Source organism: Novosphingobium sp. THN1, assembly GCF_003454795.1.
Lineage (GTDB): Bacteria > Pseudomonadota > Alphaproteobacteria > Sphingomonadales > Sphingomonadaceae > Novosphingobium.
This window is the reverse complement of sequence record NZ_CP028347.1, coordinates 2,037,109-2,056,599: the sequence shown is the minus strand read 5'-3', so window position 1 is coordinate 2,056,599 and position 19,491 is coordinate 2,037,109. Positions and strand designations below refer to the sequence as shown.

Below are 19,491 nucleotides of genomic sequence, written 5' to 3'. Positions count from 1 at the left end.
GCGCTTTCCCGGGATATGGGGAGCGCGCGCGTCTGTCGCAATGGCTTTTGCCATATCGGCTGTGGATCACGACAACTCTGGCGCAGTCTGATCCTCTTCCCGGCGAAAGCCGTAAACCGGATGTTAGGTATAAATACGCATTGGAAGTCGGGGACGGGAAAGGTTGCCACACCGGATGCTGCGTACACGAACAACACTGATCGTCGGCGCAGGCGCGAGCGCCGAACTGCAATTTCCGACCAACGCGGAACTTCTTGCCCGCATCATCCAGGGCTATGACTTCAAGCGCGCCAACTCGGAAACGTCGACGCGCGACGGCCAGTTGCTTCTGCGCAACATCTACAAGCTTGCGGAAAGGTTGAACAAAAAGGTCGGCGACGTTGCGGCCGCCGCCGAACGCCTGCGCAATGCCTGCCGCCTCGGTCGCTCGATCGATACCGTGCTCGAACAGTATGATCATGACCCCCTCGTCGTCGCCTGCGGCAAGCTGGCGATCACGTTCTTCATGGGTCAGGCCGAATCACGCAGCAACCTCAAGGACGCTCCCCGCGTCGAAGGGGAATTGCCGTTGCAGGGCAAGATCGCGGAATACTGGATCTATCAGCTCGGCCAGTTGATCACGTCGGGCGTGCCGCGCAGCAAGATTGGCCAGACGCTCGAACAGCTCACCATCATCAACTTCAACTACGACCGCTCGGTCGAGCATTTCCTGCCCTACGCGCTGGTCATGGCCTATGGGATAGAGCTCAAGGAAGCGCAGCAGGTCATTGCCGAAAAGCTCGACATCGTGCACCCGCATGGCTCCATTGGCCGCCTGCCATGGCAGAAGGGCGAAGCACCCCAGGCCGAATGGGGCGTTGAGCAGCCGTGGAACATCCACGCCATCGCTGCCCAGTTGAAGTCGCTCAACGAACGCAGCACCGATCGCAATGCCTTGCGCGATATCCGCCTGTCCGTGGCCAGTGCGAAGCGCCTCGTGTTCCTGGGCTTTGGCTTCCAGCCCCAGAACGTCGACTTGCTGTTCGAGAATACGCTATCGCATAACCCCGAAGTGCTGATCTCCACTTACGGCATGAGCAGCGGCAATGCCGCAACCGTCGCCCAGATGATCCGCCGCCTTGCCGGGCTGGAAAGCGCCGACCAGTTGATGATCTCGCCGAACAAGGCCTGGGAAGTCCTGCGGGATTTTTCGCTACTGTTGGAGAGTTGAGGCCCCGGCTGCACGGAGAAGCAATCTCAACGTGCGGAAGGCAGCGGCTGCACCACCGGTTCAGAGACGAATATCGGAGCGGGCGGCGCAGCAGAAACCGGCTCGCTGGCCGCAGCAGGCATCGCGGGCGGCGGTGTCGGCGTGATCGCCGGCAGGACTATCGACCCTTCCTTCTGGAAGTCCGCCTTGCCCTTCAGCGCGTCGATCTCGGCCTGCCGGGTCTTGAGGTAAAGCTCGCGATAGGACGCGTAAGGGTTCGATTCCTCGCGGATGCGCTTGAACAGTTCGTCGTTCGCCACACGCTCGTCTAGCGAGCGGATGACGAAGCTCCCGTAGACATAGCCCGGATTGCGCAACGGACCGCCGACGGCAAACGGCATCAGGAAACGATCAAGCCCAAGCCCGATCACGTCGCGCAGCGTCGTCGGACCGACCAGCGGCAGGAACATGTAAGGTCCCGGCCCGATGCCATAATAGCCGAACGTATAGGCAAACCCGTTGCGACGATACGGCAGGTTGAAAGGCTTGTTCTTCGCAACGTCAATCACGCCGCCGATCCCGATCGTCGAATTGATCGCGAACCGGCCGACTGTCTCGGCGGCCTTCCCCGGTTTCAGTTGCAGAAGATAGTTCAGCGCGACGATCGGCTCGGTCAGGTTGCGCAGGAAGTTCCTGAGACCCATGCGGATCGGACGCGGCACGCCCTTTTCGTAAACGTTAGCAATCGGCGCGATCACCGCGTCGTCCACCGCCTGCACCGCGTCGTAGCTCGCCTGATTGACCGCCTGCATCGGGTCTTGCTGCGGCGTCTTCTCGCCCGATACCACGATCGCCTGGTCATCCTGCTCGATCTGGTCGAGCGATGGGGCCGGGGCCTGCGGCAAGGCAACGGGTGTTGCGGGCTGTGGTTCAGTGGGTGTTTCGGCAGGAAGCGGCGTTGCTGCACTGGCAGAGGCGCCTTGTGCATCCTGCACCAGCGCGACCTCCGGTTCCGCTGGCCCATCCGCAACGGGAACGGCAAGCAGGGCAGCGCTGGCAAGCAAGGTCACACTCAAGCAGGAATTCCTGTCCGGTTTTTCAGTTTACCGCACAGCCTTGGCCTGCCCCCAGCCATGCCGCAAGTCATCGAATCGCAATTCATCGCCAGCCCGCACCGGCCTGACTGGTCAAACCACTGGTCAGAACGGCAGCTTGAAGCCCGGCGGGATGCCCGCAGCCATCTGTACCTTCTGCATTTCCTCTGCGGCTGCGGCATCGGCCTTGCCGCGCGCGTCGTTGAACGCTGCCGCAACCAGGTCCTCGAGGATGCCCTTCTCGGAGGGTGCCAGCAGGCTCTCGTCAATGCTGACGCCGATCACCCGCCCCTTGGCCGAGGCCTTGATCTTCACCAGCCCACCGCCGGCCGCACCCTCGACTTCGATATTGTCGAGCTTGCCTTGAGCGTCTTCCATCTGCTTCTGGATGGTCTGCGCCGCCTTCTGGGCGGCCTGGATCATCTCTTCCATCGACTTCATGCGCGTTTGCTCCAGGGTCTCTTCTCGTGCTCTCGCGAGCTTTCCTCATCAATGATCACCGCGCCCGGAAAAGCTGCCAGCGCCGCCTTGACCAAAGGATCTTCCTTCATCGCCGCGTCCGCCGCTGCCACCTTCTCGGCCTTGGCTTCCTCGAGGCTCGGGCGGGCATCGCCCTCCCCGCGCTCGATGATCCACGCCTCGCCAGTCACGTGATTCAGCGCGCGCCGGATATCCGCCGCCGGATCGTTCGGCAATCCCGGCGCCAACTGATAGCGCAGCAAGCCCGGCTTCAGTTCCACCACCCGCACGCCTAGCCGCATCGTCGATCCAACCAGCGGCGAGACATGCTCGACCTGCTCGACCAGCGCCTCCCAGTCCATCGACGGCGCGGTAGGCGCCTGCGCCACGGGAGCCGAAGCAGCGCCGCCGTCAGCGGCCTGCGCCACCACGACGGGCCGCGAGGCGATCTCCTCCAGCTTTTTCACCAGCCCGCCCGGATCGGGCAGGTCCGCCGCGTGCATCGCCCGCAGCAGCGCCATCTGCGCCGCCACCAGCGGATCGGGCGCGACCTTCACTTCCTCGTAGCCCTTGAGCAGAAGCTGCCACAGCCGGTGCAACTGCCCTGCCGAAAGCGCCTTTGCCCAGCCTTCCAGCGCCTCGCGCTCCTCGGTCGAGCGCACATCCGGCCCCACGCCGCCGATCTGCGTCACCGTCACGCGGTGGACGACGTCCATCTGCGCCCGCATCATCGCGATCGGCTCGATCCCCAGCGCATACTGCTGCGCCACTTCGTCGAGCACCGTGGCGCCCTTTCCGGAAAGCACGGCATCAAGCAGGCGGCGCTGCATGGTCTTGTCGGCCAGGCCCAGCATCTGCCGCACCTGTTCCGCCGTCACCCGCGTCTTGCCGTCATCGCTGCCGACAAGATCGGCATGGCTGATCGCCTGGTCGAGGATCGAAAGGCCATCGCGCACCGATCCTTCGGCAGCAGCGGCGACCATCGCCAGCGCCTCGTCCTCGGCCTCGACACCTTCCTTGCCGCAGATCATGCCGAAGTGGCTGGCGAGCAGCGGGGCGGGAATGCGCTTCAGGTCGAACCGCTGGCAGCGCGACAGCACCGTCACCGGCAGCTTGTCGACTTCGGTTGTCGCAAAGAGGAACTTCACATGCGCCGGCGGTTCCTCAAGTGTCTTGAGCAAGGCGTTGAAAGCATTGCGCGACAGCATGTGGACTTCGTCGACGATGTAGATCTTGTAGCGCGCCGAAACCGCCGCATAGCGAACCGCCTCGATGATCTCGCGCACGTCATCGACGCCGGTATTCGACGCCGCGTCCATCTCGATCACGTCGATGTGGCGACCCTCGGCAATCGCTCGGCACGGCTCGCACACCCCGCAAGGATCAATCGTTGGCCCGCCCTGCCCGTCCGGGCCAATGCAGTTGAGCGCCTTGGCAATCAGGCGCGCGGTCGAGGTCTTGCCGACCCCGCGCACACCAGTCATCAGGAAGGCGTGGGCCAGCCGGTCACGCTTGATCGCGTTGGCCAAGGTCTGGACCATCGCGTCCTGCCCGATCAGTTCGGCAAAGGTCTGCGACCGATACTTGCGCGCCAGCACGCGATAGGGCTGCGCAGCGGGTGGCGCTGCGGCCTCGACGGTCGGAGCTGGCGCAGTCTCTCGCACTACTGGTGCAGGAGCAGGAGCAGGCGCTGGCGGGGCGGCAACCGGCGCCGGATCACCAAACATCGAGCTCTGCCCCGCCGCTTCGAGTTCGGCAGCGGAAGGCTTGTTCTCCTCCTCTTGCGGAGGATCGCCAAACATGTCGGTGGAATCGGCCATTGCTACCTTAGGTAAGCACTCGCAGCCCGAATGTCGAATGCCCGACAAACGGGAATCGGTGGATTGACTCATAAGTTGCAAAATGCAACTTTAAAGCCATGACGAAAGTGCTTTCAGGCCGCCTCACCGCCGATTTTGACCGCTCGCTGGTGGTCTTCGTGATCGGTATGCGCATCAACCACTTCCACAAGGTGGGCAAGTGGCTCCCAGTCGCCCGCGCCATGGGGCCGATGATCAGGGAATTGGCGGGCAACCCGCAAAGCGGCTATCTTGGCGTCGAGACGATGCTGCGCGGACCACGCACGGTGGTGATGATGCAGTACTGGCGCGATTTTGACAGCCTCGAAGCCTACGCCCGCGATCGCGACCAGAAGCACTGGCCTGCCTGGACAGCGTTCAACAAGGCCGTGGGCAGCAACGGCACCGTCGGCATCTTCCACGAGACCTACGCCGTCGCTGCCGGAGCTTACGAGACGATCTACGGCAACATGCCGCCGTTCGGTCTCGGCAAGGTCGCTGGACTCATCCCGGCCACCGGCAAGCGCAATGAAGCACGCTCGCGCATGAAAGCCGCAACTGAGGGGTGAAATAGGAGCCGGCCGACCCGCCGCAACCCGTTGTGGCTGCTTCCTTCCGGACCTGACCAGGTTGGCGGACGCAAGCGTCCGACCGACTCCCGGCGCGGCATATGGAGAGGAAGCAGGGGCTTGTCCAGCCCCCAAGTGCTGTTCAGCGGCAGCGGCCCACTCCTCCGGCCCGGCATACCTGTCGAGGTATGCTTCGGGTGGCCGGGCCGGGGGAGCGGGCCGGTGCCGCAAGCCTTCCGCGGATGCGGAAGGCGCACCTGACTAACGAAAATTATCCGCGTAGCTCTGCAGCTTCAGCTTGCGCGGCGGCGTCGGGATCACCCGCACTTCGATGCCATAGCGATCCGCATAGGCCTGCGCTTCTTCCTGCGAATTGAACGCAAGCGTCACCTGGCTCTGCGTGTCGCCCGATCCGGCCCAGCCCATCAGCGGGTCGGGACGGCGTGCCTCGGCGGGTTCGAATTCGAGCAGCCAGTCGCTGGTCCGGGCCTTGCCGGACTGCATGGCGTTCTTCGGGCGCTGATAGATGCGTGCTGACATGGCTTCGCGCTTGCACACGAATCAGGCTGCAAATCAAGTCCGCTTTTGCGCGTTGAAGGCGTTCTTGGTCTTGAGGCTCGGGTCCTCGGCCCAAGGCTCGTCCGGCCAGCGATGCTTGGGGTAGCGGCCCTTCATGTCCTTGACCACATCGCGCCACGATCCGCGCCAGAATCCGGGCAGGTCGGCCGTCGTCTGGATCGGCTTGCCGCCGGGACTGGTCAGGCTGAGCAACAGCGGTCTTGGCGGTTGCCCCACGCAAGGATGCCGCTCCAGCCCGAACAGCGCCTGCACCCGCAATTCCACGCAAGGCCCGCCTTCATGACCATAGTCGATCGCGTGGCTGGTACCGGCAGGCGAGCGGAACTCGGCCGGGGCCAGCTTGTCGAGCGCCTGCCGCTCGTTCCAGTCGAGCCGATTGAGCAGCGCCTCGTGCAGCTTGCCTGCGCCCACTTGCAGATCGCGTCGACCCGCCAATAGCGGACCCAGCCAGTCCTCCAGCCCGTCGAGCAGCGACTGTTCCGACAATGCCTCCAACCCCGCATACCCTGCCCGGACGATCAGCGCCTTCGCTGCGTCACCAAGTGGCAGCAATGACAGACCACCCTCGCGCACTACTTGAAGCAGCTTTGCCGCCACCGCATCGCCATCGGGCTTGGGATCAGGCACCCGCGCCAGCACGATCGCACCCAACCGTCGCTCGAGCCGCGCTTCCACCCGCCCGTCAGCGGCATTCCACGTCAGCGAATGCCGCTCCTCCATCCGGTGCGAGAGGTAGCGCGAGACCTCCTCGTCCTCCAATGCCACCGCCGCCGTGATCCGCGCGCCCTTGGCCTCGCCTTGCGCGTCTCCGATAACCAGCCACTTCGCCGTCGCCAGCGGCGATGCCGAATCGAGCCGATAGCCTCGCCCGCCCGACGCCAGCCACTCCTCGCCCGAAGACCCCCGCGCCCGCGCAATCCGGTCGGGAAACGCCTCAGCCAGAAGCACGCCCAACGGCACCTCGCTCTTGCGTCCTTCGACAGGCTCAGGACGAGCGGGCTCGGCATCGGAACCCGGCTCAAACCCGTCTGAAGCCCGCTCATGCTGAGCTTGTCGAAGCACCTTGTTGGCAAGCTCCGCCCACCGCGCCGCCAGCTTGCGCGATGCCTCGGCCCTGCTCCCGCGCTCGCCCGCCCAGCGGTCCAGCCGCCGCGCCAGATCCTCGCCGCGTCCGCCAAGGCCACGCTCCTGCAGCAACAGGGCAAGTCGCGCTGCCTCGTCGGCCTGTCCGCGCTCTGCAGCAAACAACAGCATGTGCGCCAATGCGGGCTCCATCGGCAGGCGCGCCATCGCTCGGCCATGTACGGTAATCTCGAAATGATCCCGTTCACCCTGAGCCTGTCGAAGGGCCAGCGCACCCAAGGCCTGCAAGGCCCCTCGCGCCGCGGCCATCGCAGCCGTTGGCGGAGGATCGAGCCAAGCCATCCCCGCCGGATCGCCCGCCCCCACTGCGCCAGCGTCAGCGCCAACGGGGCCAGATCGCTCGTGACCACCTCGGGCGGATCAAACGCCGGTCGCCCCGCGTGTGCCGCCTCTTCCCACAGGCGATAGGCCACGCCCGGCCCCTGCCGCGCCGCACGCCCCGCCCGCTGCGCCGCCGAAGCCTGGCTCGCCCGCGTCGTCACTAGCCGCGTCACCCCTGCGGCCTTGTCGAACTCCGCCCGCCGCGAAAGGCCCGCGTCGACCACCACTGATACGCCATCCAGCGTCAGCGAGGTCTCGGCAATGCTCGTCGCCAGCACGATCCGCCGCCGCCCTTGCGCATCACGCCGGATCGCCGCGCGCTGCCCTGCGGGCTCCACCTGCCCATGCAGCGGCAACACCAGTGCCTGCGGCAAGCGCTCAGCCAGCAGTTCTGCCGTCCGCTCGATCTGTGCGACGCCCGGCAGAAACGCGAGGATATCCCCCGTCTCCTCGCGCCACGCCGTCTGGATGGCAGAGGCCATCGCTGCCTCGATCTTGACATCGGGCCGCGCACCCAGCCACTTGACCGTCAGAGGATGCGCCTTGCCTTCGCTCTCCACCACCGGGGCATCGCCAAGCAACGCGGCGAACCGCGATCCGTCGATGGTCGCTGACATCACCACGATGCGCAAATCCTCGCGCAGCACCCCTTGCGCCTCCACCGCAAGCGCCAGCCCGAGGTCGCTATCGAGGTGCCGCTCGTGCGCCTCATCGAACAGCACGGCGGAAATGCCCTGCAATTCCGGATCGTTCAGGATGGTCGAGACGAAGATCGCCTCGGTCATCACGATCACCCGCGTTCGGGCAGAGCGCTTCGCATCGAGGCGCGTAACATAGCCAATCGTCTGCCCGGCCTCCTCGCCCAGCAGTTCCGCCATCCGCTCAGCCGCCGCGCGCGCCGCCACGCGCCGCGGCGACAACACGATGACCTGTCCGCTGCACCACTTCTCGCCCAGCAAGGCTGGCGCAACCGCGGTCGTCTTGCCCGCCCCCGGCGGCGCGATCAGCACCGCGCTCGGCCCCGCGCGCAGGGCAGAAAGCAGGTCGGGCAGCACGGCGTGGATCGGCAGGTCGTTCACGCCATGCGCCTTAACGGCCTTTGCCCGCCCAAGGCAACGCTCCGGGAAACGCAGCCCCTTACAGATCGTTCATGGTCGATACCGAGCAAGCATGTTAGGGCCGGGAGAGATGAAGAGCACGCTGGAATTCGTCGTGGCGCTGACCACCGGCCTGCTGTTCAGCGGCGCGATGATCGGCGCCGTCATGCTTGGCGTCGGCGCTGTCTGCGGCGGCAGTTGCTACTGGTTGTGGCGGCGATTTGGCAGGCGCAAGTAACCTCAGCCCATGGGGTAAGGTATTTCGCGGCTAACCTTGTCGACTGCCTTCATCACATCGTCGCTCAGCACCAGATCGGCAGCGGCGAGGATCGCGTCGAGCTGACCTTCGGCCCCGACGCCGACGATGGTCGAAGCGACGAAGTCGTGTTGCTTGGACCAGGCCACGGCCATCGTTACCGGATCGAGCCCGGCCTCTGCGGCAACGCCCATGAATCGTTCGGTCGCGGCGATGCTGCGATCGTTGACGAAGCGCTTGCCCATCTGCGCCTGCCGCCCCTCCATCGCGAGATAGCGCGAGAACCGCGCGCCCTCGGGCCTTGCTCCACCGTTGTACTTGCCCGAAAGCACCCCGCCAGCGATTGGCGAATAGGGGATCAGGCTTACGCCCTCCTTGCGGCACACCTGCGCCAATTCGTCCTCGAAGCGGCGGTTGTTAAGGCTGAAATTGTTCTGGATCGTCTGGTAGCGCACTGTGCCAAGCCGTTCGGCGGTGGCCAGCGACTTCATCAGGCCCCAGCCCGTCTCGTTCGAACAGCCGGTGATCCGCACCTTCCCCGCCTGCACCAGTTCGTGCAGCACTTCCATCGTCTCGTCATAGGGCGTGTCGTGGTCGGGCCAGTGGGTCTGGTACAGATCGATGTAATCGGTGCCGAGCTTATTCAGGCTCGCATCTATCGCCGTTTCGATGTTGCGCCGGTCGAGCGCAGTCATGCCGCTGCGGCAGGGTGAGCGGAACCACACGTGGCTCGGGCCCGAAACCTTGGTTGCCAGCACGATGGCATCGCGCGGCTTGGTCTTGAGCCATTTGCCGACAATCTCTTCCGTCCGCCCCACCCACTTCACATCCGGCGGCACCGGATAGCCTTCGGCGGTATCGTAGAAGTTGATCCCCGCGTCATAGCAGCGATCGAGCACCCGCAGCGCTTCGGCCTCGTCCACCTGGCTGCCGAAGGTCATCGTCCCCATGCAGATGTCGGAAACGACAATGGCCGACCGGCCGAGGCGACGATGCTGCATCAGGCTCTCCCGTTATGATTATGAAACTGGATCAGAATCTCCGCGCCACGGCGAAGAGCGCGGCTTCGGTCATGGCGACCTTGGCCGCACTGGCCGGGAAACCGGCAATCGCATCGATCGCCCGCTGCGCATACATCCGCGCCCGCTCGCGCGTGGCGTTCACGGCATCGTGCCGGCGGATCAGCTCGATGGCGTGGGCAAGGTCTTCGTCCGAAGAGCGGTCGCCCGCAATCGCCTCCTGCCAGAACTTGCGCTCCTCCGCGTCGCCCCGCGCATAGGCGAGGATCACCGGCAGAGTCATCTTGCCTTCGCGGAAGTCGTCGCCCTGATCCTTGCCCATTTCGGCGACTTCGGAATCATAGTCGATCGCATCGTCGGCCAGCTGGAACGCGATGCCAAGGTTCCGGCCGTAGGAATCGAGCGCCAGCTCGTCAGCCTCGTCACGCTCGGCCACCACCGCGGCGATCCGGCACGCCGCCGAGAACAGCGCAGCCGTCTTGGCCGCAATGATGTCGAGGTACATTTCCTCGGTCGTCTCGATCTGCCGCTGCGCCACCAGCTGGTCGACCTCGCCCTCGGAGATCACCGCCGAAGCGTTCGAGAGGATGCGCAGCACCTTGAGGCTGCCGTCCTCGACCATCAGTTCGAAGCTGCGGCTGAACAGGAAGTCGCCCACCAACACCGTGGCCGGGTTGCCATAGACGATGTTCGCGGTCTTCTTGCCGCGCCGCATGTCCGAACCGTCGACCACGTCATCATGCAGCAGCGTTGCGGTGTGGATGAACTCCACCGCCGCCGCCAGCTTGTAATGGCGCGATCCGCCGTATCCCAGCAGTGAGGCGCTGGCGAGCGTGAGCATCGGGCGCATGCGCTTTCCGCCACCGGCGATCAGGTGCCCGGCCAGGGTCGGGATCAGCGGAATGCGCGATTGCATCCGGTCGAGAATCACGGCGTTGACGCTGTTCATGCCCTCGGCAACGAGGGCCATCATCGGCGCCAGCGAAGGTTCGGCCTTGCGCGGCAGGGTGTGGACGGTGGCAGTCATCGGCTAGACCGCTTGGCGACAAGGCGGGCGCTTGGCAAGACGCAACTTGCACTGTAGCGGCGCGTTACGACCTTTGGACGGGGAATGGGAATGAGCGAAGATCCGGTTCTGGCAAGTTATCGCCAGTCCATCGACAACATCGACGCGGCGATGATCCACATCCTTGCCGAACGCTTCCGCATCACCCAGGCCGTCGGCGCCTACAAGGCTGCCAACAAGCTCCCTGCATCCGATCCGGGTCGTGAAGAGCGCCAGATCACGCGCCTGCGCAAGCTTGCCGAGGACGCCAAGCTCGATCCCGAGTTCTCGGAAAAGTTCCTGCGCTTCATCATCCAGGAAGTGATCCGCCACCACGAACGCGCGGCGTCTTCGTCTTGATCCGCCCCTGACATCCGTCAGGGACTTGCGGCACCGGCCCGCTCCCCGCCCGGCCAACCACGAGAGTACCCTGAATGGGTGGCCGGGCGGGGGAGCGGGCCGGTGCCGAAAAGCTATCTGCGGATGCAGATAGCGTACTCAACAGAAGCCGCTTTCAATCCTCCAGCGGAACGCCCGGCACCTGCTTTGCGGTGCGGATCGTCAGCGAGGTCTTGACGCTCGCCACGTTGGGCGCAGGCGTCAGCTTGCTGGTCAGGAATTCCTGGAAGCTCTGCAGGTCGCGGCTGACGATCTTGAGGATGAAGTCGATCTCGCCATTGAGCATGTGGCATTCACGCACTTCGGGCAGCGTGCGCATGTGGTCTTCGAACTGGCGCAGCGATTCCTCGGCCTGGCTCTTGAGGCTGACCAGCGCGAAGACGGTGATCGCAAAACCCAGCTTCGAGGAATCAAGATCAGCGTGGTAACCGCGGATAACGCCGGCATCTTCCAGTGCGCGCACCCGGCGCAGGCAGGGCGGCGCGGTAAGTCCGACGCGCTGCGCCAGCTCTACGTTGGTCACCCGGCCCTCGGCCTGCAATTCGGCAAGCAGGCGCCGGTCGATACCATCAAGGGTTGCCATTCTTCGTGTTCGTCCGTTTCGTTTGACCCCGGTCGGGGAATTCGGAAAGAAGCGTGAGTCGCAACTTTCCGCACAAAATCTACCGTCCAAGATAATTTTATTGTTTCATACTGCAACCGTCCCACATTGCAACGCAGTGGATAGTCACCTTCACGCCACCGGCACGATTTGTTAGCCTTCTCCGGGCTAGTTCAGCGGACTAGCAATCTGTCCGGAGCTTCACGCTACGGTGCATGAAAGGCCACACGCGGAGCTCTGATGATCGTTGACGACCGCCTTGAGACCGTGCTGCGCACCCACGCGGCCGGCAAGACGGCAGCCAGAACGCAGCTGCGCCAGTTGGTCGATCTGCTCGGCCCGGTGCCGCTCGCCGCATGGAATCGGCAGCATGCGGGCGCGCTCCAGCGCATGGATTCGCTTTGCGCCATGTTGACCGACGAGGAATGCGCCGCCGTTCTTCGCTCAGCCCCGCACCGCTCTGCCGTCCTGGTTTACCATTTTGCCCAGGGCGGCCCCCGCACCGCAGCCGCCGCAGTATCGGCCGCGCGGCTGACCGACGAGGACTGGCTCGCCGTGATCCCGCGCCTGCCGGTGCAGGCACGTGGCTTCGTACGCCATCGCGCCGATCTGGGGGAGCCGGTTCGCCAGCTGCTCTCGCGCCTCGGCATCAACGATTTCCTCCTGCCCCAGCCGGAGGCGCCGGACGCAGTCGAACACGACCGCCCTGAAATCGAGGCCGCTCCGCTGCCCGAACCGGAAGCCCCCGCGCCGCTCCTGTCCGATGCCGCCCCGCCTTTGCCCGAACCCGTTTCGACAGACGATGGCATCGGCGCAATCGTCCGCCGGATCGAAGCTTTCCGTCGCAAGCGCGAGGAACGCGAGGCCACCGCGCCTCAGGCCGCTCGCGGCGACGGGCTTGCCCCGCTCCTGCCATTCGGCGAGGAAAACGCCGCCCCGCGCAAGCCGGTCACTGCGATTGACCTGCGCACGGATGCGCTCGGCAGCGTCGTTCACGCAGGCATCGACCCGCCGGGGTACTGCTTGGCAGCCACCTGTTCTGTGCCGACGCCACCGCGCCGATTCGGTGCGATGAAACCACCGCTCGTGCATTCCGGCAGCGCCAGCCGATCGAAGCAGGCTTGCTTTCGATCGAAGGTGCCGATCTCGTCGCCGGCTCATGGCAGGCCGACGGCACACCGATCTTCACGCGCGACGGCGGGCGGTTTGCCGGCTACCTGCTGCGCCTGCGCCGCCTTGTCGAAGCGTCGGCACCCGAACTGCCCCTGCAGTGCCCGCCGCCGCGGTCGAAGCCGATCGCCTGCGCCAGCTACTGCACGAGCTGCGCACGCCGATCAACGCCATCCAGGGCTTTGCCGAGATGATCCAGAGCCAGGTCTTCGGCACCGCCCCTCACCAATACCGCGCCATGGCCGCCAGCATCGCAGCCGACGCGGCACAGATGCTCGCCGGCTTCGAAGAGATCGAGCGTCTGGTTAAGCTGGAATCGCGCGCGCTGGAGATCGACACCGGGCTGGCCGATGCGGCAGCGCTGGTCGCAAGCCTGGTCGAACAAGTCTCCCCTGTTCTGTCTGCCCGCAACGTCCGCCTCGCCGTCAGCATGCCGCAAGGCCCGCTCGCCGTGGCATTCGCTGCCGATGAAATCGAACGCAGCGTGTGGCGCCTGCTTTCGGTCGTCGCCACCAGCGTCGCGCCGGGCGAGCGCATCACCATCGCGCTTGAACGGCACGAACGCTTTGCCGCCTTGGCGGTAACGCTTCCCGCCGCGCTTGACCGGCTCGACGATACGGCCCTCTTCGCGCCCGAGGCACCGGCTGGTGGCGGGGTGCTGGCCGCCTCGGCAATGCTCGGCAACGGCTTCGCCTTGCGGCTCGCGCGTGCAGAGTTCGAATCCGGCGGCGGAACCCTGCTGCGGGAGCGTTCGCAATTCATTGTCAGGATTCCGCTGGCAGACGAACCACCGGGCGGTACCGTGCCGTTGCAGGCCCGAGCATGATCGCCTCTGCCTCTCCGGAAATCCTCCGCCTGCCATCGCCGGAGGACTTCGTCACCTTCGCACCCGAATTCGGCACCCGGTTTATCCTGACGGTCGATACGGAAGAGGAATTTGACTGGACCAAGCCGCTGGATCGCACCAGTCACGGCCTCGACCACATCCCACGCCTCGCCAAATTCCAGCAGTTCTGCGAGGGACTGGGCGTTGTCCCGGTCTACCTTGTCGACTACCCTGTGGCGAGCGACCCACGCGCTGCCGAGGTCCTCGGCGCCGCCGTTTCCGCCGGGCGCGCTGAGATCGGCGTGCAGTTGCACCCCTGGGTCAACCCGCCCTATGATGAACTTGTCAATGTTCACAACAGCTTCGCCGGCAATCTTCCGGCTGATCTGGAACGTGCCAAGTTCCGCAAGCTGCGCGACACCATCGAGCAGGCCTTCGGGGTCGGCCCGCTGATCTACCGCGCCGGACGCTACGGTGTCGGCCCGAATACCGCAGCCGTCCTGTCCGATTGCGCCATCGCCATCGACACCTCGGTCCGCTCGCGCTTCGATTACAGCTCCACCGGCGGCCCCAACTTCCGCGATCACCCATTGCGCCCCTGGTGGATCGACCGCCGCAACGGTCTGATGGAAATGCCGCTCACCACGGTTTTCGCCGGGCACCTGCGCCGCCATGGTCCCGCGCTCTACCCATCGATGTGGCGCGTGCCACGCCTTCGCGGCGCACTCGCCCGGCTCGGCTTGCTCGATCGCATTCCGCTCACTCCCGAAGGCGTGACGCTCGAAGAGGCAGTGACCGGCATCGACATGGCTCTGGAAAACCAGTTGCCCCTGCTCGTGTTCTCCTTCCACAGCCCCTCGCTTCGACCGGGCTACACACCCTATGTCCGCAGCGAGGATGACCTCGACCAGTTCTATGATTGGTGGCGCGGCGTCTTCGCCCATCTCGCCCATAATCGCGTCCGTTCGACCTGCGTCCGCGAGATCATCGCCGCCGCGCAAGTCTGACGACCTTCGGCCGCAAGAAGCCCGCTCAAGTGCTTGCAAACCACGCACCGCCCCGCTAGCGGAAATCGCGATGGGCCTGTAGCTCAGTTGGTTAGAGCTGGCCGCTCATAACGGCTAGGTCGCGGGTTCAAGTCCTGCCGGGCCCACCATCATCCTTACCGATCCTGTGGAAGTCATTCCCGCTGCGCGTGCGCGCGGATGAATTGCCTTGGCCGCAGGCCGCCTCCACCGTAGCATCCACCCCGGCAAATGGTTGGAGGGGGAGGCAGCACTGATGCGAATGCTTTTGGGGATTGTCCCCTTGCTCGTGGGGTTTGGCGCGAGTTCGGCAACCGCGCAACCCGCGGGCCTCGGCGAGGTGCTGGTCAGCGCCAGCCGCAATGACGCCCGCTTCTGGCAAAAGGACCGCCCGGTCGTCGGTCTGCGCCGTCAGGCAGATGGCATGGTCATGAACCTGACAATCGTCTCCGACACCCGCGACGCCGCTACCCGCCGCAGCGAGATCGACGCCGCACTGCTCGCTGCCATTGATCGCGCCGCCGCGTCGGGCTTCCAACTGGTGACCGGCTCCGTGCAGCTCGAACCCGTGACAAAAGCCAACTACCGCAGCCTGCCGCAAGTGCCCGCCGGCCGGGTCGATACCAGCAAGGTCGAACTGATGGTCAGGGGCAAGCTCGAGGAATCGTCCCGCGCCACGCAGGACAAGCTCAAGGCGTTCATCGCTTCGCTAAAAGGCAATGGCCGCGCGACGGTCGAGACGTCCGCCGTCACCTCGCTCAGCGTCGACAATCCTGACCAGTACCGCGAGAAGATCCTTGCCCTTGTCGCCCAGGATGCGCGCACCACTGCCGGCATCTTCGGGCCGGACTTCACGTTCAGCGTGACCGGTGTGGATGGGCAGGTGATCTGGACCCAGGCCAGCCCCAGCGATGTCTTCCTCTATATCCCATACCGCTACGCGATAACTCCGAGGCAGTTCGATGGGAGGACCGCGCCATGATCCCTCGCACCTTGTCACGCATTGTCGCGCTCGCAATGCTCGCCACGCCCCTGCAAGTGTCAGCGCAGGAGGATGACAGCATGGGCGAAGTCATCGTTACGGCGCAAAAGCGCAGCGAGAGGCTGCCGTCGGTGATGACCAGCCTGCCCTATCTCGACCGACGCCCGGCCGTCGGCCTGCGCCGGACAGCAGACGGTGTCGTGCGCCGCATCGAGATCGGCTCGGATTCCCGCAGCGAGGACATGCGCCGAAGCGAAGTGCAGGCCATGCTGCTCGCCGCGCTCGACCGCGCCAGCCGCGATGGCCTCAGTCTTGTCACCGGCGAACTCGAGGTAAAGGAAGTCACGCGAGAGAACTGGCGCACCCTGTTCCCCGCCCTCGCCAGCCCTGCCACCACCTCTGATGACGAGGATGATGACGACAGCTATGACGATGACGAGGACGAGGACGAAGGCAACGGCAAGGTCCAGCCGGGCTTCGAGGACGACGGCAGTACCGCCACCGCACGGCTGATGATCAAGGCCAAGCTCACCGGCACGATCGACGACGCCCAGCGCAAGGTCTCCGCCTTCGTCAAGGCCGTGCCCGCCACGGGCCGCTCCGAGATCCGCCAGCTCGGCACGATGGCACTGACCATCGTCAACCCGGAGCAGTACCGCGAGGAGATCAACGCCCGCATCGCCAGAAGCGCGCTTCAGGCTGCAAGCCCCTACGGCGCGGGTTACGGCGTCGAAGTCACCGGGCTCGATCGCGCCATCGCCTGGGCACAAGTCAGCAATACCGAGGTGTTTCTCTACATCCCGTATGCCTTTGCGGTGCGGAAGTGAGATAACCCGCCCGGCCTGATGGGTTTCAACTTCGCTTGCCTACACCGGGGGAGTGTGACAGGGACTCGCGCGCCCGAATTTTCCTGAATATCCGAAGCGGACGCGTCCTTTTTCCATGCTTACCATCAACGGCATCACCGTGCGCCTCGGCGGACGCGACATCATTTCCCGCGCCTCGGTCGCCGTGCCGCCACGCGCCCGCGTCGGTCTGGTCGGGCGCAACGGGGCGGGCAAGTCGACGCTGGTCAAGGCGATCATCGGCGAGATCGAGCCGGACGAAGGCGCGATCGAGATGCCGCGCCGCACGCGTCTCGGCTACCTCGCCCAGGAAGCGCCTGCCGGCAGCGCCACGCCGTTCGAAACCGTGCTCGCCGCCGATGTCGAACGCACGCAGCTGCTGGCCGAGGCCGAGACCTGCACCGATCCCGACCGCTTGGGCGATGTCCACGACCGCCTGCTCGCGATCGACGCCTACTCCGCTGATGCCCGCGCGGCGCGGATCCTCATCGGCCTCGGCTTTGACGAGACCATGCAGGCCGCCCCGCTCGACAGCTTCTCCGGCGGCTGGCGCATGCGCGTTGCGCTCGCTTCGCTGCTGTTCTCCGCACCCGACGTGCTGCTGCTCGACGAGCCTTCGAACCACCTCGATCTCGAAGCGACGCTGTGGCTGGAGAACTTCCTCAAGGCCTATCCGGGCACGCTGCTGCTGATCAGCCACGAGCGCGACCTGCTCAACAACGTCGCCGACCACATCGTCCACCTCCACGCCGGCAAGCTTACGCTCTACCCGGCGGCTACGACAGCTTCGAGCGCCAGCGCAACGAGCGCCTTGCCCAGCAGGCCGCCGCCCGCGCCGCGCAGGAAGCGCAGGCGGAGCGGCTGAAGGACTACATCGCCCGCAACTCGGCCCGCGCTTCCACCGCCAAGCAGGCGCAGTCGCGCGCCAAGATGCTGGCCAAGATGCAGCCGATCGCGGCAGTGGTCGAGGATCCCTCGCTCAGCTTCGACTTTCCCGACCCCGAGGAACTGCGCCCGCCGTTGATCACCCTCGACCTCGCGTCTGTCGGCTACACCCCCGGCAAGCCGGTGCTGCAGCGGCTTAACCTGCGCATCGATCCGGATGACCGCATCGCGCTGCTCGGACGCAACGGCAACGGCAAGACCACGCTCGCCCGCCTGCTCGCCGCGCAGCTGACGCCGATGGACGGGGCGATGACGGCGACGGGGAAGATGCAGGTCGGGTACTTCACCCAGTACCAGGTCGAGGAGATCGCCGATGGCGGCACCCCGCTCGAACTGATGACGCGCGCGATGGAGGGCAAGAGCCCCGCCGCGGTCCGCGCGCAGCTGGGGCGCTTCGGCTTCTCGGGCAACCGCGCGACGAGCCAAGTCGGCACGCTGTCGGGCGGTGAGCGCGCGCGCCTTGCCCTCGCCCTCGTCACCCGCGACGCGCCGCACATGCTGGTGCTCGACGAACCGACCAACCACCTCGACATCGATGCGCGCGAGGCGCTGGTGCAGGCGCTCAATGCCTACAAGGGCGCGGTGATCCTGATCAGCCACGACCGGCACATGGCCGAGCTGGTGGCCGACCGCCTGGTCCTCGTCGACGGCGGCACCGCCAAGCCATTCGACGGCAGCATCGAGGACTACATCGACTTCATCCTCGGCCGCAACCAGCCCAAGACCGAGGGGGCGTCCGAGCAGCAGGCCAAGGGCGGCAACGCGCAGGACCGCAAGGCGCGGGCCGCGGCGCGCGAGACGTACAAGGCGCTGCAGAAAGCGCAGACCGAAGCGGAAAAGCGCGTGGCCAAATTGCAGGCCGAGCTCGCCCAGATCGACCGCGCGATGTTCGAGCCGGGCAGCGCCGCGCCGGAATTCGCCAAGCTCACCATGGGCGACCTGTCGCAGCGGCGCGCCAGGGTTGCGCAGGCGCTTGAGGAAGCGGAAGCTGCGTGGCTGGAAGCTGGCGAGGCGCTTGAATCGGCCAACTGACCGTCGCGGTCACCAGCGCCGAGGGCGAGGTTCCGCACCTCAGCACACCGAGAGGTTTACGGGGTTTACACGGTTCAAGGGTGATTTGCCCACTCCCCTCCCCGTCATCCCGGCGGAGGCCGGGATCCATTTCAGCGGTTGACCTCACGACGTCGGCGACATGGGCCCCGGCCTGCGCCGGGGCGACGGGGGTTTGAGTGGGTTCCTCGTCCTCCTCCTCTTCGGCGAACAGCGCAGCGAGGCGGGATTGGGTTTCGGCGGTGCGGGTGGTCCAGGTCTGGCGGGCGAGTTCGGCGGCTTGCGCGATGTAGCGCTTGTGGGCTTCGTCCCAGTCGTCCCAGGCCTCGTCGGGTTCGTCGTCGGCGGGATAGGGGCAGACGCGCTTGAAGTCCTGTTCGGCTTCGCGGGCGCAGCGGGCGAGGAAGCGTTCGCGCGCCGGGTCGGCGAGGCCGGTGGCGGCGGCGGTGTCCTCCCCGCGGCGAGCGCGAGGAGCATGTGGTCGAAGTCCTCGGCGAGGTGGTGGACGGCTTGCGGGGCTTGCGCGGCGCGGGCATCGAGCCGGGCGAGATGGGCGAGCAGCAGCCGCGCGTCGAAGCGCTGGCGCTCGCCCACCGCCTCGCCCCGGAACCAGATCGTCTCGGTGGTGCCATGGAGCGCGCGCTCGGCAAGGACCTGCTCGGCCGCCTCGCGCGCATGGAGCAGCGCAGCGTCCCACGCGGCAGCAAAGGCCGGATCGCGGCGACGGCGGACATAGGCCGTCTGCGAAGACACCCCCGCCACCTGCGCCGCCGCGCGCACCTGCCCGTGACGGCTGAGGTGTTCGAGGAACAGCGCGATGCGCGTGGGCGTGAACTGGTTGGGGTGGAGGAGTGATCCTGGCGCCTCCCCTCCCGCAGGCGGGAGGGAGTCCCTTGGTTTCTCCCCTCCCGCAGGCGGGAGGGGCCGGGGTGGGCCCTTCCTTCTTCTGTGTAAAACTCTCGTTCGCCTAACGGCGAATGCCCACCCCTCACCCCTCCCGCTTGCGGGAGGGGGACGCGTGCGCTCGGCCAGGAATCGC

General features: G+C 65.8%; 18 protein-coding genes, 1 tRNA gene, 1 other RNA gene and 2 pseudogenes. 11 read left to right on the top strand and 11 right to left on the bottom strand.

Annotated elements, in window-relative coordinates:
• The first annotated feature begins 175 nt into the window (after window positions 1-175).
• On the top strand, window positions 176-1,210 hold the full coding sequence (locus C7W88_RS10255) for an SIR2 family protein (protein ID WP_118073456.1): 1,035 nt from the start codon (window positions 176-178) through the stop codon (window positions 1,208-1,210).
• Window positions 1,211-1,236: 26 nt separating this feature from the next.
• On the opposite strand, the gene C7W88_RS10250 is transcribed toward C7W88_RS10255, so the two are convergent.
• The 3 genes from C7W88_RS10250 to C7W88_RS10240 all read right to left on the bottom strand — a co-directional run bounded on the left by C7W88_RS10250 (window position 1,237) and on the right by C7W88_RS10240 (window position 4,562).
• On the bottom strand, window positions 1,237-2,259 hold the full coding sequence (locus C7W88_RS10250) for a VacJ family lipoprotein (RefSeq protein WP_240344928.1): 1,023 nt from the start codon (window positions 2,257-2,259) through the stop codon (window positions 1,237-1,239).
• A 129-nt stretch (window positions 2,260-2,388) separates the two neighbouring features.
• Window positions 2,389-2,724 (bottom strand): YbaB/EbfC family nucleoid-associated protein, encoded by a 336-nt coding sequence (locus tag C7W88_RS10245; protein WP_118073455.1) that lies wholly within the window; start codon window positions 2,722-2,724, stop codon window positions 2,389-2,391.
• Window positions 2,721-4,562 (bottom strand): DNA polymerase III subunit gamma/tau, encoded by a 1,842-nt coding sequence (locus C7W88_RS10240; RefSeq protein WP_118073454.1) that lies wholly within the window; start codon window positions 4,560-4,562, stop codon window positions 2,721-2,723. Before C7W88_RS10240 ends, C7W88_RS10245 begins: the two co-directional genes overlap by 4 nt.
• Before the next feature lie 98 nt (window positions 4,563-4,660).
• Here C7W88_RS10240 and C7W88_RS10235 point away from each other — a divergent pair, with 98 nt between their 5' ends.
• Window positions 4,661-5,149 carry a DUF4188 domain-containing protein gene (locus tag C7W88_RS10235; RefSeq protein WP_118073453.1) on the top strand — a complete coding sequence of 163 codons (489 nt, stop codon included), beginning with the start codon at window positions 4,661-4,663 and terminating at the stop codon, window positions 5,147-5,149.
• On the opposite strand, the gene ffs is transcribed toward C7W88_RS10235, so the two are convergent.
• The 3 genes and pseudogenes from ffs to hrpB all read right to left on the bottom strand — a co-directional run bounded on the left by ffs (window position 5,148) and on the right by hrpB (window position 8,271).
• An RNA gene (ffs, locus tag C7W88_RS10230) (signal recognition particle sRNA small type) lies at window positions 5,148-5,242 on the bottom strand. The genes C7W88_RS10235 and ffs overlap by 2 nt on opposite strands.
• Before the next feature lie 168 nt (window positions 5,243-5,410).
• A complete protein-coding gene (locus C7W88_RS10225) occupies window positions 5,411-5,689 on the bottom strand; it encodes an ETC complex I subunit (RefSeq protein ID WP_118074704.1) in 279 nt (92 codons plus the stop codon).
• 33 nt (window positions 5,690-5,722) lie between these two features.
• Window positions 5,723-8,271 (bottom strand): annotated as a pseudogene (gene hrpB / locus C7W88_RS10220) (ATP-dependent helicase HrpB).
• Between the two features lie 109 nt (window positions 8,272-8,380).
• Here hrpB and C7W88_RS22650 point away from each other — a divergent pair.
• Window positions 8,381-8,527: a hypothetical protein gene (locus tag C7W88_RS22650; RefSeq protein ID WP_162895993.1), complete on the top strand. Its 147-nt coding sequence runs from the start codon at window positions 8,381-8,383 to the stop codon at window positions 8,525-8,527.
• Window positions 8,528-8,529: 2 nt separating this feature from the next.
• Here the strand turns inward: C7W88_RS22650 and C7W88_RS10215 are convergent, their stop codons facing one another.
• Together C7W88_RS10215 and C7W88_RS10210 are read right to left on the bottom strand one after the other, a co-directional pair.
• Window positions 8,530-9,546 carry an aldo/keto reductase gene (locus tag C7W88_RS10215; protein ID WP_118073452.1) on the bottom strand — a complete coding sequence of 339 codons (1,017 nt, stop codon included), beginning with the start codon at window positions 9,544-9,546 and terminating at the stop codon, window positions 8,530-8,532.
• 31 nt (window positions 9,547-9,577) lie between these two features.
• Window positions 9,578-10,591 carry a polyprenyl synthetase family protein gene (locus tag C7W88_RS10210; protein WP_118073451.1) on the bottom strand — a complete coding sequence of 338 codons (1,014 nt, stop codon included), beginning with the start codon at window positions 10,589-10,591 and terminating at the stop codon, window positions 9,578-9,580.
• Between the two features lie 90 nt (window positions 10,592-10,681).
• Here C7W88_RS10210 and C7W88_RS10205 point away from each other — a divergent pair, with 90 nt between their 5' ends.
• Window positions 10,682-10,969 (top strand): chorismate mutase, encoded by a 288-nt coding sequence (locus tag C7W88_RS10205; RefSeq protein WP_118073450.1) that lies wholly within the window; start codon window positions 10,682-10,684, stop codon window positions 10,967-10,969.
• Between the two features lie 154 nt (window positions 10,970-11,123).
• Here C7W88_RS10205 and C7W88_RS10200 read toward each other — a convergent pair whose 3' ends face one another.
• From C7W88_RS10200 to C7W88_RS10195, 3 genes are all read right to left on the bottom strand, one after another.
• Complete coding sequence (locus tag C7W88_RS10200; protein WP_118073449.1) at window positions 11,124-11,591, bottom strand: Lrp/AsnC family transcriptional regulator; 468 nt, start codon at window positions 11,589-11,591, stop codon at window positions 11,124-11,126.
• 219 nt (window positions 11,592-11,810) lie between these two features.
• Window positions 11,811-11,981 (bottom strand): hypothetical protein, encoded by a 171-nt coding sequence (locus C7W88_RS23120; protein ID WP_205525161.1) that lies wholly within the window; start codon window positions 11,979-11,981, stop codon window positions 11,811-11,813.
• A 72-nt stretch (window positions 11,982-12,053) separates the two neighbouring features.
• A complete protein-coding gene (locus C7W88_RS10195) occupies window positions 12,054-12,605 on the bottom strand; it encodes a hypothetical protein (protein ID WP_118073448.1) in 552 nt (183 codons plus the stop codon).
• Between the two features lie 274 nt (window positions 12,606-12,879).
• Between C7W88_RS10195 and C7W88_RS10190 the strand changes: the two genes are divergently transcribed.
• The 7 genes and pseudogenes from C7W88_RS10190 to C7W88_RS10160 all read left to right on the top strand — a co-directional run bounded on the left by C7W88_RS10190 (window position 12,880) and on the right by C7W88_RS10160 (window position 19,307).
• On the top strand, window positions 12,880-13,605 hold the full coding sequence (locus C7W88_RS10190) for a HAMP domain-containing histidine kinase (protein WP_162895992.1): 726 nt from the start codon (window positions 12,880-12,882) through the stop codon (window positions 13,603-13,605).
• A complete protein-coding gene (locus C7W88_RS10185) occupies window positions 13,602-14,612 on the top strand; it encodes a polysaccharide deacetylase family protein (protein ID WP_118073446.1) in 1,011 nt (336 codons plus the stop codon). Before C7W88_RS10190 ends, C7W88_RS10185 begins: the two co-directional genes overlap by 4 nt.
• Before the next feature lie 72 nt (window positions 14,613-14,684).
• Window positions 14,685-14,761, top strand: a tRNA-Ile gene (locus tag C7W88_RS10180).
• Between the two features lie 125 nt (window positions 14,762-14,886).
• Entirely contained in the window at window positions 14,887-15,612 is a 726-nt protein-coding gene (locus C7W88_RS10175; protein ID WP_162895991.1) for a TonB-dependent receptor, read from the top strand.
• Window positions 15,609-16,439 carry a hypothetical protein gene (locus C7W88_RS10170; RefSeq protein ID WP_118073444.1) on the top strand — a complete coding sequence of 277 codons (831 nt, stop codon included), beginning with the start codon at window positions 15,609-15,611 and terminating at the stop codon, window positions 16,437-16,439. Before C7W88_RS10175 ends, C7W88_RS10170 begins: the two co-directional genes overlap by 4 nt.
• Window positions 16,440-16,554: 115 nt before the next feature.
• Window positions 16,555-18,434: pseudogene (locus C7W88_RS10165) on the top strand (ABC-F family ATP-binding cassette domain-containing protein).
• Window positions 18,435-18,953: 519 nt separating this feature from the next.
• Window positions 18,954-19,307: a hypothetical protein gene (locus C7W88_RS10160; protein WP_162895990.1), complete on the top strand. Its 354-nt coding sequence runs from the start codon at window positions 18,954-18,956 to the stop codon at window positions 19,305-19,307.
• The last annotated feature ends 184 nt before the right edge of the window (window positions 19,308-19,491 follow it).

Bases quoted from the DNA above. Each gene is read 5' to 3' on its own strand.
- C7W88_RS10185 (WP_118073446.1), top strand. From the start codon at position 13,602: ATGATCGCCTCTGCCTCTCCGGAAATCCTCCGCCTGCCATCGCCGGAG.
- C7W88_RS23120 (WP_205525161.1), bottom strand. From the start codon at position 11,981: ATGCTGCCGATTCCATGCGGCGAGCGGCACCGGGCCGAGCAGATCGAC.
- C7W88_RS10215 (WP_118073452.1), bottom strand. From the start codon at position 9,546: ATGCAGCATCGTCGCCTCGGCCGGTCGGCCATTGTCGTTTCCGACATC.
- C7W88_RS10235 (WP_118073453.1), top strand. From the start codon at position 4,661: ATGACGAAAGTGCTTTCAGGCCGCCTCACCGCCGATTTTGACCGCTCG.
- C7W88_RS10170 (WP_118073444.1), top strand. From the start codon at position 15,609: ATGATCCCTCGCACCTTGTCACGCATTGTCGCGCTCGCAATGCTCGCC.
- C7W88_RS10205 (WP_118073450.1), top strand. From the start codon at position 10,682: ATGAGCGAAGATCCGGTTCTGGCAAGTTATCGCCAGTCCATCGACAAC.
- C7W88_RS10255 (WP_118073456.1), top strand. From the start codon at position 176: ATGCTGCGTACACGAACAACACTGATCGTCGGCGCAGGCGCGAGCGCC.
- C7W88_RS10200 (WP_118073449.1), bottom strand. From the start codon at position 11,591: ATGGCAACCCTTGATGGTATCGACCGGCGCCTGCTTGCCGAATTGCAG.
- C7W88_RS22650 (WP_162895993.1), top strand. From the start codon at position 8,381: ATGAAGAGCACGCTGGAATTCGTCGTGGCGCTGACCACCGGCCTGCTG.
- C7W88_RS10245 (WP_118073455.1), bottom strand. From the start codon at position 2,724: ATGAAGTCGATGGAAGAGATGATCCAGGCCGCCCAGAAGGCGGCGCAG.
- C7W88_RS10240 (WP_118073454.1), bottom strand. From the start codon at position 4,562: ATGGCCGATTCCACCGACATGTTTGGCGATCCTCCGCAAGAGGAGGAG.
- C7W88_RS10210 (WP_118073451.1), bottom strand. From the start codon at position 10,591: ATGACTGCCACCGTCCACACCCTGCCGCGCAAGGCCGAACCTTCGCTG.
- C7W88_RS10225 (WP_118074704.1), bottom strand. From the start codon at position 5,689: ATGTCAGCACGCATCTATCAGCGCCCGAAGAACGCCATGCAGTCCGGC.
- C7W88_RS10175 (WP_162895991.1), top strand. From the start codon at position 14,887: ATGCGAATGCTTTTGGGGATTGTCCCCTTGCTCGTGGGGTTTGGCGCG.